Below are 13,549 nucleotides of genomic sequence, written 5' to 3' on the forward strand. Positions count from 1 at the left end.
AAAGGACAGTCTTATGACTGTCCCTCTTCACATTTGTCATCCTCTGAAAAATCACATTTCTCAAAAAATGCTGCAGTATGTTCATTTGGTCGTAACTCACGATCCGGAAAATGCTCTTTTAGCGCCTTTACCATCTTTTTTCCAATCCCTTGATAGCGATGGGATGGATTCACGCAGATATGTTGAATTTCTACAAGATTCCCGTCATGGATTGTTGTTCCGATAATTCCTACAATATCTTCTTCTTTCCATAAGAATAGCTGCTGTGTATCATCTTCTTCATATTGCTTCATTGTTGCTTGCAGGTTCTTTAGGTCCTTTTCGGTCGGCATAAATGAAAGAAGCCCCATTGCGATTTTCTCATAATTCTTTTTATAACGAATTAACATATAAATCCCTCATTATCGAAAAACTTTCCAAATAGTATATCCATTACTACTTTTGGACTAACCATAATACATTTATTAAGAGTACCATTATCCCGGTTATTTTTCCATAGTCTTTTTGGAATACCCTTAAATTTAAATTATATCCAAAACTTTCCAAACCCATACAAATTTTCGTGAATTATTCAAATGAACGTGCTAAATTCGCCATTTCAATTGCAGATACAGCAGAATCCCATCCTTTATTTCCTGCTTTGGTTCCCGCTCTTTCGATTGCTTGTTCAATTGTATCAGTTGTTAAAACACCAAACATGACTGGTTTTCCAGTCGCTAATGCAGTTGCGGCCAATCCTTTTGCTACCTCGTTACAAACAAAATCATAGTGGGAAGTAGAGCCTCTAATGACAGTACCTAACGCAATTACAGCATCATATTTACTTGATTCAGCCATCTTTTTAGCTATTAAAGGGATTTCAAAGGCACCTGGAACCCAAGCAATTTCAACATCCTCATCTGCAACTCCATGTCTCTTGAGTGCATCGAGTGAGCCGCTTAATAATTTTGCTGTGATGAATTCATTAAAACGCGCAACTACAATCCCCACTCTTAAACCTGTTCCAACTAAATGTCCTTCATAAATTTTATTCATCATTTGCCTCCTATGTTATCAGTTATTGTTCATTTTTTTAAAAATGTAGTATATGGCCTACATTTTTATTTCTGTTTTTTTCTTCCAATTCAAATGGAATTCGATCGACAACTTCTAATCCATATCCCTCAAGTCCAGTGATTTTTCTTGGGTTATTCGTTAAAAGCTTCATTTTTTTAATCCCTAAATCCCTGAGGATTTGAGCACCTATTCCATAATCCCTTAATTCAGGTAAAACTCCAGGATTTTCATTTTTTTCGGCTGTTTCTTGCCCGTCTACTTTACGTTTATAGGTACGCATTTTGTTTATTAAACCATCATCCTTACCTTCTTGACGCATATATAAGAGTACACCTGACTCCGCTTGCTTTATTTGTTGTAATGCCGCATGAAGCTGTGATCCGCATTCGCATTGCTTTGATCCGAATACATCTCCAGTTAAACATGCTGAATGTACCCTCACCAGCATTGGTTCTGTTTCTTTAATTTCACCTTTAACTAGTGCAACATGTTCTTTTCCATCAATAAGACTTGAGTATCCAATTGCTGTGAAATCTCCATATTCAGTTGGTAACGAAACTTCAACTTCTCTTTTTACAAGCTTTTCCTTTTGATTCCGGTAACGAATTAATTCCTCAATCGTAATCATTTTTAGGTTGAATTCATCTGCAATTTTTCGCAAATCATGAACCCTTGCCATGGTTCCGTCCTCTTTCACAATTTCACAGATCACCCCAGCAGGTTCTGATCCACAAAGGAGCGCTAAGTCAACGGCAGCTTCTGTATGACCTGCCCTGCGGAGAACCCCCCCCTCCTTCGCAATTAAAGGAAAGACATGACCAGGTCTTTTGAAATCTGACGCTTTTGATTGTGGGTTAAGCAGCTCCATTATTGTTGTTGATCGTTCGATAGCACTTATCCCTGTTGTTGTCGTTTTATGATCAATACTCACTGTAAAGGCAGTGCCATGTGGGTCTGTATTATGCAAAACCATTGGATCAAGATCTAATTTTTCAGCTAACGACTTTGAAATAGGCGTACATACGAGTCCACGGCCATGCGTGATCATAAAATTAATGATATCTGGGGTTGCTTTTTCAGCAATTGCTATAAAATCTCCTTCATTTTCACGATCTTCATCGTCACACACAATGATTACTTTTCCTTGTTTTAGGTCGGCAAGAGCATCTTCAATTTGATCAAACATTGTCGTCCCCCCTTTTTTATTTAAATCCATGTTCTTCTAAAAAGCTTGCGGTAATCTTTGATTTCGTTATTTTTTCATTATTAAAAGATCGTTTCATGAACTGGCTCACGTACTTCCCGAGCATGTCACACTCAATGTTAACAATGTCTCCTACACCTTTATTACGTAAAATCGTTTCTGATAATGTATGTGGGATCAAAGAGAGAGTAAATGTATTTTCTGTAAGGCCGAAAATCGTTAAACTCGTTCCGTCTACTGCAACCGATCCTTTATATATCATAAACTCAACAAGCTCTTCAGGTATTTCAATTTCATAGTACACGGCATTACCTTTTGGTTCTTTTCGAACGATCTTTCCGGTACCATCGACATGACCTGAAACGATATGCCCTCCAAAACGTCCACCTGCAGTCATTGCTCTTTCTAGATTGACAGCATGATTTCGCTCTAAATCTCGTAAAGAAGTTGATTTCACCGTTTCTGGCATCACATCAACGGTGAAACCATTTGAAGTAAATTCGGTTACAGTTAAACAAACTCCATTGACAGAAATACTATCGCCTAAGTTTACATCCTCGAGAATCTTTTTAGCTTGGATCACCATTTCAATGGAATCCTGTGAACCATTTATCGCTTTGACTTTCCCGATTTCTTCTACAATCCCTGTAAACATTTTTTCACCTCTATCTCGGTTCTGCTACGATTTTAATATCTTCTCCGAGCTGTTCCACGGATTTAATGGTTAATTGTAATGCATCATCAATAGATTCAATTCCAGTACCACCAATAGAAGTTGGAGCTAGTTTTCCACCTACTAATTTGGGTGCAAGGTAGACAATGACTTGGTTAATTGCCTTTTCCTTTAAAAAGCTGCCATTCACTTCTGCTCCACCTTCAACAAAAATGGAAGATATCCCTTCATCAGCTAGACGTGCAAGCATAGAGTTAACTAAAATTTTGGACTCCTGCAATTGAATGATTCGAACGCCCTTTTTATCGGAGAATTCATTCATTTGCTCTTCATTGACTTGGTTAGAAACAATAATCCATGTCTCTGCCTTACCGTCATTGACAACTTGCGAATCTAGGGGTGTTCTTAAGGTTGAATCTAAGATGATTCGAATTGGATTTTTGCCTGTTCCATTCGGAAGCCTTGTTGTTAAACTTGGATTATCCACAAGCACTGTATTAACACCAACAAGAATTGAATCATGAATACTTCTATACAGATGGACATCATTTCTAGCGTCCTCACCGGTTATCCATTTACTTTCACCAGTAACTGTTGCTATTTTTCCATCTAATGTGATGGCAGATTTCAAGGTTACATAAGGAAGTTTTTTATCTAAAAAATGATAAAAAACGGCGTTTAATGCATCTGCTTGTTCCTTACATACCCCGACTTCTACTTCAATTCCCGCTGCTTTCAATTTAGCGATGCCTTTTCCAGCAACGAGTGGATTTGGATCAGTCGTTGCAATGACTACCCTTTTCACATTGCTATTTACTAAAAGATCAGCACATGGTGGAGTTTTACCATGGTGACTACAAGGCTCCAATGTTACATACACCGTTGCATTTTGGGCTTTCTCACCAGCCATCGTTATTGCATGGACTTCCGCATGGGGTTCACCTGCTTTTAAATGTGCACCAATGCCAACCACTCTGCCTTCGTTCACAACAACTGCTCCTACAACAGGATTTGGTGTAGTTTGACCAACACCAGCTTTTGCAACATTTATCGCTAAATTCATATAATCTTGATCTCTCACCCATCTACACTCCTTTCTATTTATCATGTACAAATTACGAGGGTTCTTACTTTATTTCCGAAACAAAAAAAGACCTCGGAAAACAATCCGGGGTCCTGGTCGATGTTATTCAAGCAACAGAATATGTATTTTTGCCCATCACAAATAAAGGTATAATGGACAATTTTTTTCACATACCGTACTAACATCCTTCTCCCATCCAGACTTTAACTGTCGGCCTTGGATTCTCACCAAAGTCCACCATTTTAAATGAAATCTCATGGCATATAGCCTATCAACATTAGAATGCTGATAATAAAATGGGTCACGGGCTTAGAACAATTGTTCATCACCGTCGGTAAGGAATTTCACCTAACCCCGAAGGAACATATTTTATTCTTTTAGCGATGTAAATCAGTATAACATAAAGTACTCTTAGTTTGTCGAATTTAATGCTTTACGATGCAAATTATGTATTTTAGTACACATAGGAAACTACGCGATAAACAACCAGAAAATAACTCCCCAAGCAATTGCAATGAATAGCAATACAAATAATACTGTCCATCTTCCTTTACCCATTTAATGTCACCTCAAGACTCATTATAGGACAAACAAAAAGACACAACAAGAATGACCTGTTGTGCCTCATTTCTTACTCTTCCCAAACTTTAACTTCTTTCATTACATCGCCTTGTTTAATACGGTATACAGACTCTAAACCTTCAATCACTTGACCGAAAACAGTGTGCACACCGTCTAAATGCGGCTGTGACTCATGTACAATGAAGAATTGGCTTCCACCAGTATCTTTTCCAGCGTGTGCCATAGACAATGCTCCAGGTACATGTTTATGTGGGTTACCTTCTGTTTCACATTTAATTGTATACCCTGGACCGCCTGTTCCATTACCACGAGGGCAGCCACCTTGTGCAACAAATCCAGGAATAACACGGTGGAATGTTAAGCCATTATAAAATCCTTCATTTGCAAGCTTTTCAAAATTCGCTACAGTTCCTGGTGCTTCATTTGGATATAACTCAATAACAATTTTTTCTCCATTTTCAAACTCAATGCTAGCTTTTTTCATTTGAAACCTCCGCTTAATTTCTTTCGTCCATATGTATTGAACGAGTTCATTTTACTATAAATGGTTGGAATAATCCAATCTCAAGAGGAGGCGTTTTTCATTTATCACCGTCAGAAAGATATTTTAGGGAAAGAATAATGTATAATATGTACGATGAATCACCTTGTTTTAAAAATCAAAGGAGGAAATTAGTTTGAGATATAAACGTATACTCTCTTTTTTACTTTTGTTTTCACTCATTTTTCCATCACTTAGCTTCGCAGACGCAACACCTGGAGATGTGATTCTTACACTTGGTCAAGACCTAACCGAGACGCAAAAAGACGCAATTCTAAAAGAAATGAATGCACCAGAGAATCCACAGATTGTCGTTGTTACAAATGCGGAAGAACATCAGTACCTTGGAAACTATATACCAAAAGCTAGAATCGGAAACAAAGCATTATCCTCAGCTTCGATTACAATTGGGGAAAAGGGTTCTGGGCTGGATGTAACCATTTCAAAACATATTACTTTAATTACAGAGGAAATGTACGCAAATGCATTAATTACAGCTGGTGTGAAAGATGCAAAAATCTATGTAACAGGACCTTTTGATGTTTCTGGAACAGCCGCCTTAACAGGGATTATTAAAGCTTACGAGATATCTTCAGATCAAGTTATCCCTGAGGATGTTAAGCAGATTGCCAATGAAGAAATGGTTGAAACCACAAAATTAAGTGAAAAAATTGGTGCAGAAGATGCCGCGGCATTAATGGCAAAAATTAAGGATGAAATAGCGAAAAACGCACCGAAAAACGACGAGGAACTGCGGACCATTATTGTAAATGCTGCGAATGACTTAGGTATTACATTAACAGATGCCGACATCGATCGACTAATGGACCTTTTTAAAAAGCTAATGGATCTTAATATTGACTGGAATCAAGTTGGTGAACAACTAAATTTAGCTAAGGAGAAGCTAACAAACTTTTTAGAATCTGAAGAAGGGCAAGGCTTTTTAGATAAACTTAAAGAATTTTTTGTTAGCCTAATTGATGCCATTAAAAATCTTTTTAAATAAAGAAGATTACAATAAAAACCCACGAATATTCGTGGGTTTTTACGATTTAATTTATTCTACTAACTTAGATTTTAGCGGAATATCTAATCTAACTAAATCTTCATAACTTTCACGTTGAACAACAAGCTGCGCCTCACCATTCTCTACAAATACAACTGCAGGTCTTGGGATACGGTTATAATTATTCGCCATAGCATATCCATATGCACCTGTACAGAAAACAGCTAACATATCATCTGAGTCTGCTTTTGGTAATGGCAAGTCCCAGATTAGCATATCACCAGATTCACAGCATTTCCCCGCAATAGAAACGGTCTCCTCAACAGGATCCTCTACACGATTTGCTAATACCGCTTCATATTTTGCTTGATATAAGGCTGGTCTAATATTATCTGTCATGCCCCCATCAATTGCGATATATTGACGGATATTAGGTACTTCTTTTCGTGAACCAACAGAATAAATCGTTGTTCCAGCGTCACCTACAATTGAACGACCTGGCTCAATCCATATTTCAGGAATCTCGATTGAAAGATCATCCGCATGCTTCTTAACTTCACCGATAATCGCTTCTACATAGTTTGACACTGGAAGTGGCTTGTCTTCTTCCGTATAGCGAATCCCGAAGCCACCGCCAAGATTTAATACTTTAGGTGCAAATCCGAAACGATCCTTCCAGTCTTTAAGTTTTCCGAACATTTTTCCAGCAGCCACTAAAAATCCAGTTGTTTCAAAAATTTGAGAGCCAATATGAGAATGAATTCCTAATAACTCTAAGTATTCTGAATGAAGTGCCTGCTCGACGGCTGCGTCTGCCTGTCCATTTTCGAGTCCAAAGCCAAATTTAGAGTCATCTTGCCCAGTTGTAATATAATCATGAGTATGTGCTTCAACACCAGGTGTTACCCTTAATAAAATCTTCATTGTTGTTTTATTTTCATTACAAACCTGCTCTAACAACGATAGTTCATAAAAATTATCAACCACAATACACCCAACGTTATTTTTAACAGCCATGTCTAATTCTTCATAGCTTTTATTATTACCATGGAAGTGAATTCGTTCTACTGGAAAACCTGCTTGTAGGGCAGTAAAGAGTTCCCCGCCTGAAACGACATCTAAAGACAGCCCTTCCTCATGAGCCAACTGTACCATTGCAATCGTTGAAAAGGCTTTGCTCGCGTATGCAACCTGTGCAGGAATATTTAAACGCTTAAATGTTTCACGAAAGCTTCTAGCACGTTCTCTGATAAGTGCAACATCATACACATATAAAGGTGTACCATATTGTTCTGCTAATTCTACAGTATCTACCCCACCAATTTCTAAGTGGTTTTTTTCATTTACTTTACTAGTTCCATGCAAAAACATTGATTTCCCCTCATTCCTTCATAGAGTACTCATTATGATAAAATAGTATTATGTGCATTCCCGCCTTTTTTCAAAGAAAAATGACAGCTAATCACTTATAGTCATCAGCTGTCATTATATCTTTAACGCTGTGCTATGGAACATAGATTAACACAACGTTTTATATGGTGCAACTATTGTTTGAAAGGTTTTTGAGGGTGTACGATACTCGGTCTTAACTTTGCTCCTGGTACGGAAGTCCGAATCACAATTTGTAATAACGCTTTTGCATTAAATGGTAAAAACGGCCACAAATATGGAGTATTTAGGGACCTGATATTTACCAAGAACAAGAAATAGATGGTGCAACCAATAACAAATCCTGGCACCTTAAATATAGCCACTAAGACTAATAAAAATAATCTTGCTATCTTATTAGCAGCACTTAATTCATAGCTCGGTGTTGCAAATGTACCGACCGCTGCAATTGCTACATAAAGGATTACCTCTGGTCCAAACAATCCAACATCAATTGCAATTTGACCAATTAATGCTGCAGCAATTAAGCCCATCGCAGTTGATAATGGTGTTGGCGTATGTATGGCCGCCATCCTTAAAAACTCAATTCCCATATCCGCAAGGAAAATTTGGACAACAATTGGGATATTTGACTTTTCATTTGGTCCAATATAATCAATTGCCTTTGGAATCATTTCAGGTTCTAAAACTAATAAAAACCAAAGGGGTAAAAGAAAAATAGAAGCTATTATCCCAATAAACCTTGTCCACCGTAGTAATGTACCAACTGCAGGAGCTTGGCGATATTCTTCAGCATGCTGCACATGATGGAACATTGTTGTAGGAGTGATAATGACACTTGGCGAGGTATCCACCATTATGACAACATGACCCTCAAGTAAGTGAGTTGCTGCAACATCAGGACGCTCTGTATACCGAACCAATGGATAAGGATTAAAACCTTGATGAACGATAAATTCCTCAATTGTCTTATCCGCCATCGTTAAGCCATCTACATTAATCTTACTGAGTTCCTTTTTAATGATCCTCACCAAGTCAGGGTCAGCTACATCCTGAATATAAGAGACACAAATATCTGTCTTTGATCTCTCACCGACCTGCATAATTTCGTTACGGAGCCTTTCATCACGTATTCTTCTTCTGGTTAATGCGCAATTCACGATAATATTTTCTACATATCCATCTCGAGCACCCCGAATAACTTTTTCAGTATCAGGCTCTTGGGGTGTTCTTCCTGGATAACTACGTACATCAACTGCTAGCCCCGAATCCTCCCCCTCAACTAGAAAGAGGATAAGTCCTGAAAGGATCGTATCAACGGCCTCGTCTAAATTCTTGATAGTACTTACTTGCTGATGGACAAGTCGATTCTCAATGATTTGAAAGGCCTGGTAAGAATTCTTTTCATTATCATTGATATTTACTAATTCCTCTAAAATTTGAATAATAAATGCCGTGTCGCACAGACCATTTAAATAATATAGATGGACTTCCTTATTTAAAATCTTAAATCTTCTCACACCGACATCAAAATTTGAAGTTCCTAAACCTATGCGTGATTCGAAATATTTATCATTTTTAACTATGTCAGGAGAAATTGGAGTCTTTGTTGAAGTTTGTTCCTTTCCGATCATAACCACTCCTTTCGAGTATTAGATCCACTGCTTTTCTTGTAATGGGGGCACCAATTTTAATATCATCTTTACGTGCCATTTTTCCAATATCTCCTATTCCTACAATTATTGGAACATCTAGTGAATCTAAACAATACACCGTATCTCCGTTTATTCGACCAACGTCATATTCAGGAAGCCCACTTTTATCGACCCCGTATTCCGTAAGATTACCGTCTCTGTCAATACTTATGTCAACTTTTGTCCATTCAGTTTGATGGGTCTTCGAAGCCACAGCAATAACACCTAACACTTCAATTTTTGGATGATTTGCGACATACTTTAATGCGTGTTCACCCATTCCTTCGCCCAACAATCCACTATCATCGAACATGACAAATACAGGGTCGTAAGGGGTCTCTAAAACGTACTCCACCATTTCTTTTCCTGTTAAAGTAGTTGGGTTTCCTTGTGATTTGGAAATACATCGTCCTCCTACTTCTTTCGCGATGTATTCCAATGTCTTCTTTGCATATTCATCGCCATCTGTTACTAGAATCACTTTTCTTCTAGCTTCATCCATATATTTTATCCTTTCGCTCTGAAAATCAGTGCAACTAAGAAGGAGAACAATATAGCTGAGGATATACCAGCTGAAGTTAATTCAAAGATCCCCATTGCAATACCGATAAATCCATGGTCTTCTGCACTTTCCATCGCACCGTGTAAAAGGGAGTGACCAAAGCTTGTAATTGGTACTGTTGCTCCAGCACCTGCAAATCGGATTAAATTGTCGTACAGATCAAATCCATCCAAAATACTACCTACTACGACAAAAACACTCATCACATGAGCGGGTGTTAATTTCGCAAAATCCAGTAAAAGCTGTCCAACCACACATATTGCTCCACCAACTAAGAATGCATATAAATATTCCATTACCTACTCACCACCTTGAACACGTTCCAACACCACACCATGTGCGATTGTAGGGATGGTTTCCTTTTGCTGTATCATTGTCGGGCTAAGAAGTGCACCTGTTGCAACAATAAACACCTTGTTTAAATTGCCACTGATTAATTCTTTTACAATATGACCATACGTAACAATTGCTGAACAAGCACATCCACTCCCACCAGCAAATACCTCTTGGTCTGAATGATAAAGCATCAGTCCACAATCATTATGTTTATTGCCCAGATCATAGCCTTCTTCCTTTACCATTTCCTTTAGAATTGGACTTCCAACACCTGAGAGGTCACCAGTCGCAATCAGGTCATATTCATCTTGATTAATATTTAAATCCTGAAAATGTCTTGTGATGGTATCAGCAGCTGCCGGTGCCATTGCAGAACCGAGGTCAAAAGGATTTGTTATTCCTAAGTCAACTACTTTACCTATTGTCGCTGAAGTAATCCTAATCGGTCCCTTCTCTTTACTCACAAGAGCAGTACCACCACCTGTTGCTGTAAAGGTTGCTGTATCCGGCTTTTGTCCTCCATATTCGGTTGGATATCGGAATTGTCTTTCAGCCGTCGCGTTATGGCTACTCGTCGATGCTAAGATTCTGTTTGCAAATCCAGCATCAACAAGCGCTGAACCAACAGCAAGAGTCTCCATAGAAGTTGAACAAGCCCCGAACATACAGATAAGTGGGATTTGATGATGTCTAGCAGCATAGTTTGTCGTAACATTTTGATTTAATAAGTCTCCAGCTAAAAAGAAATCAATATCATCATTTGACAAGTTCACTTTTTGTAGACAAGAATCAATCGAATCCACCATAAGCCTTCTTTCGGCAGATTCCCAAGAATCTTCGCCACAATGCAAATCATCATACTTTATATCAAAACTTGAACCTAAAGGACCTAAACTTTCTTTTGGTCCTACCGCTGTTCCCGTTGAATTTAAAAAGATTTGATTTTCAAATACCCATGTTTGTTTTCCAACTAGCCTCATGTCATTCACTCCTTGCAATCATGATATTGTGAGATTAAAGAAATAACGAATAATCCCAACAATATACGCAGAAACTGCTCCAAACACAATAACACTGCCTGCGAGCTTAAACATATTCGTGGCAATTCCTAATACGACACCTTCGCTTTTATATTCCATTGCGGCACTAGTCATCGAATTTGCAAATCCTGTAACAGGAACCGCGGATCCTGCACCAGCAAATTGTCCAAGCTTGTCATATAAACCAAACCCGGTTAATAAGGAGGATATTAGGATAAGAGTTGCGACAGTCGGATTTCCTACATCTTTTTCCGTAAAATCAAATACTGTCATATAGAAATTTTGTATCCCTTGTCCAATACAGCAGATAAACCCCCCAACCAAAAATGCCTTTATGCAATTAATAAAATACTTAGGTTTAGGTTGGTACTTTTTGATGCTATTTTTATAATCGTCTTTTATCTTTTTCTTAGTAGCCACTCAATGTTCACTCCCTGCGTTGTAAAATTATCCTTAATAAAATCATTTCACATAGTACATCCATTGAAATAAAGACCCGGCGATTTTTCCAAAAACAATCGCCATAACTAGAATAATGATTTTATTATCGATTCCAATGCGTTTAGCTAATATTGGAAAAACATTTAGTACCTCTGTGAGGGCAGCTGCCAACATACCGACGAATATCCCACTTGCTAATCCAACGGGAAGTACTAAAACCTCCCAAAGATTAAAGATATGATCGTTTAGAGTAAACCAACCACCAAATACTGCACCTAATACAACCCCCCACTCATAATAACGAATGAATTTCATTGTTTTTGTTAATTGTGTTAACCGTGGAATAATACCTAAGACTGCTAAAAAAGCTACAAAACCGCCTCCAACAGCAAGCCCACTTCCCAATCCTATAAACATAATTAAAAGGACTTTAATTGTCATCAATGTGTTTCATACTTTCTTTGTTCTCGTTTAAAATTAAATAATTATCTAAATCCTGCTGGTAATTAAACATTTCAACTTCAAGTGGACTTGGTTCTTCGTTGAGACGTTTCCGGAAAAAGTGATTGAAGAATAAAATCATCCCTAGACCTAAACCCAATGAATATGGAATTTGAAATAACAATGGTTTAGGAACTACGTCACCAGTTATCATGGTATAGATTCGCAGATGAACCTCTCTCATTGACACATCTTCATGGAAATTCATCATTGTAAGGGCAGCTCCTGTGAATAATAGAAACCAAACAGCTACAAAGAGTGCAGGTGCAAACCGTTTTTTCTTGATAGCTACCTCAATGATGGTTTGTGCGGGTCCAACCGTTTGAATGTCAACATGAGGAAATCGCCTTCTAATTTGTTCAATCACCTTCATGACATCAATGACAATAATATTTTTATCTTTTTTGCTTACTTGATGTATGATGATCTTTTGAATAGCTTGTGCGATGCTGTCCTCAGCACTTATTTGTATGATTTCACCAATAGTAATTGTTGCATTGGGTTGTACCAGTACGCGATGGCGCATTCGAACATAAATTGATTTTTCCATCACTTTCACACCCCACACATTGTTTTCCTTATATAAGTAGTATGTTAAATCTCATTTATCTAATGCGACTGGAGTGCAAACACCAATAATTACCACGGTAAACGAAAAAGACCGAATGGATCATACGTCCATTCGGTCTTTCATTTGTTGTAATATTTTTTTCTCAAGTCTCGACACTTGTACTTGCGATATCCCCAACCTTGTCGCAACTTCGGATTGGGTTTGATCCTTATAATAGCGCAGGAAAACGATTAATCTCTCACGTTCATCCAACTCGCGAATCGCTTCCTTTAGCGCTATTTTATCAAACCACTTTGTTTCATTATTATCCGCTATTTGATCAAGCAATGTAATCGGATCACCATCATTTTCATATACGGTTTCGTGAATAGATGAAGGTGCTCGACTTGCCTCTTGGGCTAAAACAACATCTTCAGGAGTGATTTCTAAGTATTCCGCAATCTCTGCAATTGTTGGAACTCTACCGAACTGCTTTGACAGTTCATCCTTAGCTTTCCGGATTTTATTTCCGGTCTCCTTTAATGAACGACTCACCTTCACTGTTCCGTCGTCTCTAATAAAACGCTGGATTTCACCAATTATCATTGGTACCGCGTAGGTTGAAAATTTAACATCATAGGATAAATCAAATTTATCGACAGACTTCAATAATCCAATGCAGCCTATTTGAAACAAATCATCTGGTTCATAGCCTCGATTTAAAAATCGTTGTACAACAGACCAAACTAATCTCATGTTCTTCTGAACAATTAAATCACGTGCTTCTTGTCGTCCTTCTTGGCTGAGTTTGATTAAATTCTTAACCTCGTTGTCCTTTAAATACGTTTCACTATTGTTGTTCTTGACCTCCACATCCATTGGCAAGTCTC

16 protein-coding genes and 1 riboswitch are annotated in these 13,549 nt (G+C 37.9%); of the genes, 1 reads left to right on the forward strand and 15 read right to left on the reverse strand.

Going from position 1 to position 13,549, the window contains the following annotated elements; translation table 11 throughout:
* Positions 1-11 precede the first annotated feature (11 nt).
* From RGU12_RS14780 to RGU12_RS14805, 6 genes are all read right to left on the reverse strand, one after another.
* On the reverse strand, positions 12-389 hold the full coding sequence (locus RGU12_RS14780; RefSeq protein ID WP_309536769.1) for a GNAT family N-acetyltransferase: 378 nt from the start codon (positions 387-389) through the stop codon (positions 12-14).
* Positions 390-567: 178 nt separating this feature from the next.
* Complete coding sequence (gene ribH, locus RGU12_RS14785) at positions 568-1,035, reverse strand: 6,7-dimethyl-8-ribityllumazine synthase (RefSeq protein WP_136377880.1); 468 nt, start codon at positions 1,033-1,035, stop codon at positions 568-570.
* A gap of 37 nt (positions 1,036-1,072) precedes the next feature.
* On the reverse strand, positions 1,073-2,242 hold the full coding sequence (locus RGU12_RS14790; protein ID WP_309536770.1) for a bifunctional 3,4-dihydroxy-2-butanone-4-phosphate synthase/GTP cyclohydrolase II: 1,170 nt from the start codon (positions 2,240-2,242) through the stop codon (positions 1,073-1,075).
* Between the two features lie 16 nt (positions 2,243-2,258).
* Positions 2,259-2,915 carry a riboflavin synthase gene (gene ribE / locus RGU12_RS14795; protein WP_309536771.1) on the reverse strand — a complete coding sequence of 219 codons (657 nt, stop codon included), beginning with the start codon at positions 2,913-2,915 and terminating at the stop codon, positions 2,259-2,261.
* 10 nt (positions 2,916-2,925) lie between these two features.
* Positions 2,926-4,041 (reverse strand): bifunctional diaminohydroxyphosphoribosylaminopyrimidine deaminase/5-amino-6-(5-phosphoribosylamino)uracil reductase RibD, encoded by a 1,116-nt coding sequence (gene ribD, locus RGU12_RS14800; RefSeq protein ID WP_309536772.1) that lies wholly within the window; start codon positions 4,039-4,041, stop codon positions 2,926-2,928.
* 156 nt (positions 4,042-4,197) lie between these two features.
* Positions 4,198-4,383: riboswitch (FMN riboswitch) on the reverse strand.
* A gap of 265 nt (positions 4,384-4,648) precedes the next feature.
* Positions 4,649-5,083: a peptidylprolyl isomerase gene (locus tag RGU12_RS14805; RefSeq protein ID WP_136377877.1), complete on the reverse strand. Its 435-nt coding sequence runs from the start codon at positions 5,081-5,083 to the stop codon at positions 4,649-4,651.
* A 193-nt stretch (positions 5,084-5,276) separates the two neighbouring features.
* Here RGU12_RS14805 and RGU12_RS14810 point away from each other — a divergent pair, with 193 nt between their 5' ends.
* Positions 5,277-6,146 carry a DUF1002 domain-containing protein gene (locus tag RGU12_RS14810; protein WP_116352435.1) on the forward strand — a complete coding sequence of 290 codons (870 nt, stop codon included), beginning with the start codon at positions 5,277-5,279 and terminating at the stop codon, positions 6,144-6,146.
* A 51-nt stretch (positions 6,147-6,197) separates the two neighbouring features.
* Here RGU12_RS14810 and lysA read toward each other — a convergent pair whose 3' ends face one another.
* The 9 genes from lysA to sigF form a co-directional block, all read right to left on the reverse strand.
* Positions 6,198-7,517: a diaminopimelate decarboxylase gene (gene lysA, locus RGU12_RS14815; protein ID WP_309536773.1), complete on the reverse strand. Its 1,320-nt coding sequence runs from the start codon at positions 7,515-7,517 to the stop codon at positions 6,198-6,200.
* A 173-nt stretch (positions 7,518-7,690) separates the two neighbouring features.
* Complete coding sequence (locus tag RGU12_RS14820) at positions 7,691-9,169, reverse strand: spore germination protein (protein ID WP_309536774.1); 1,479 nt, start codon at positions 9,167-9,169, stop codon at positions 7,691-7,693.
* The gene (gene spoVAEA, locus RGU12_RS14825) at positions 9,123-9,731 is read right to left on the reverse strand and encodes a stage V sporulation protein SpoVABEA (RefSeq protein ID WP_309536775.1); all 609 of its coding nucleotides are present in this window, start codon (positions 9,729-9,731) and stop codon (positions 9,123-9,125) included. The genes RGU12_RS14820 and spoVAEA overlap by 47 nt, the downstream gene beginning before the upstream one ends.
* Positions 9,732-9,736: 5 nt before the next feature.
* Positions 9,737-10,087, reverse strand: coding sequence for a stage V sporulation protein AE (gene spoVAE, locus RGU12_RS14830; protein ID WP_309536776.1), 351 nt, complete (start codon positions 10,085-10,087; stop codon positions 9,737-9,739).
* Positions 10,088-10,090: 3 nt separating this feature from the next.
* Positions 10,091-11,107: a stage V sporulation protein AD gene (gene spoVAD, locus RGU12_RS14835; RefSeq protein WP_309536777.1), complete on the reverse strand. Its 1,017-nt coding sequence runs from the start codon at positions 11,105-11,107 to the stop codon at positions 10,091-10,093.
* Between the two features lie 18 nt (positions 11,108-11,125).
* Positions 11,126-11,587 carry a stage V sporulation protein AC gene (gene spoVAC / locus RGU12_RS14840; protein ID WP_116352441.1) on the reverse strand — a complete coding sequence of 154 codons (462 nt, stop codon included), beginning with the start codon at positions 11,585-11,587 and terminating at the stop codon, positions 11,126-11,128.
* Between the two features lie 42 nt (positions 11,588-11,629).
* Positions 11,630-12,049, reverse strand: coding sequence for a stage V sporulation protein AB (locus RGU12_RS14845; protein WP_116352442.1), 420 nt, complete (start codon positions 12,047-12,049; stop codon positions 11,630-11,632).
* The gene (locus RGU12_RS14850) at positions 12,039-12,659 is read right to left on the reverse strand and encodes a stage V sporulation protein AA (RefSeq protein WP_309536778.1); all 621 of its coding nucleotides are present in this window, start codon (positions 12,657-12,659) and stop codon (positions 12,039-12,041) included. The genes RGU12_RS14845 and RGU12_RS14850 overlap by 11 nt, the downstream gene beginning before the upstream one ends.
* 120 nt (positions 12,660-12,779) lie before the next feature.
* Complete coding sequence (gene sigF / locus RGU12_RS14855) at positions 12,780-13,538, reverse strand: RNA polymerase sporulation sigma factor SigF (protein ID WP_116352444.1); 759 nt, start codon at positions 13,536-13,538, stop codon at positions 12,780-12,782.
* Positions 13,539-13,549: the final 11 nt, after the last annotated feature.

It is taken from the genome of Ferdinandcohnia sp. QZ13 (assembly GCF_031324165.1).
In the GTDB taxonomy this organism is placed as follows: Bacteria; Bacillota; Bacilli; order Bacillales; family Bacillaceae_L; genus Ferdinandcohnia.

Coding starts and splice junctions, on each gene's coding strand:
- spoVAE (WP_309536776.1), bottom strand. CDS start 10,087: ATGGAATATTTATATGCATTCTTAGTTGGTGGAGCAATATGTGTGGTT.
- spoVAD (WP_309536777.1), bottom strand. CDS start 11,107: ATGAGGCTAGTTGGAAAACAAACATGGGTATTTGAAAATCAAATCTTT.
- ribD (WP_309536772.1), bottom strand. CDS start 4,041: ATGATAAATAGAAAGGAGTGTAGATGGGTGAGAGATCAAGATTATATG.
- RGU12_RS14850 (WP_309536778.1), bottom strand. CDS start 12,659: ATGGAAAAATCAATTTATGTTCGAATGCGCCATCGCGTACTGGTACAA.
- ribH (WP_136377880.1), bottom strand. CDS start 1,035: ATGAATAAAATTTATGAAGGACATTTAGTTGGAACAGGTTTAAGAGTG.
- lysA (WP_309536773.1), bottom strand. CDS start 7,517: ATGTTTTTGCATGGAACTAGTAAAGTAAATGAAAAAAACCACTTAGAA.
- spoVAEA (WP_309536775.1), bottom strand. CDS start 9,731: ATGGATGAAGCTAGAAGAAAAGTGATTCTAGTAACAGATGGCGATGAA.
- ribE (WP_309536771.1), bottom strand. CDS start 2,915: ATGTTTACAGGGATTGTAGAAGAAATCGGGAAAGTCAAAGCGATAAAT.
- RGU12_RS14790 (WP_309536770.1), bottom strand. CDS start 2,242: ATGTTTGATCAAATTGAAGATGCTCTTGCCGACCTAAAACAAGGAAAA.
- RGU12_RS14845 (WP_116352442.1), bottom strand. CDS start 12,049: ATGACAATTAAAGTCCTTTTAATTATGTTTATAGGATTGGGAAGTGGG.
- RGU12_RS14805 (WP_136377877.1), bottom strand. CDS start 5,083: ATGAAAAAAGCTAGCATTGAGTTTGAAAATGGAGAAAAAATTGTTATT.
- RGU12_RS14820 (WP_309536774.1), bottom strand. CDS start 9,169: ATGATCGGAAAGGAACAAACTTCAACAAAGACTCCAATTTCTCCTGAC.
- sigF (WP_116352444.1), bottom strand. CDS start 13,538: ATGGATGTGGAGGTCAAGAACAACAATAGTGAAACGTATTTAAAGGAC.
- RGU12_RS14780 (WP_309536769.1), bottom strand. CDS start 389: ATGTTAATTCGTTATAAAAAGAATTATGAGAAAATCGCAATGGGGCTT.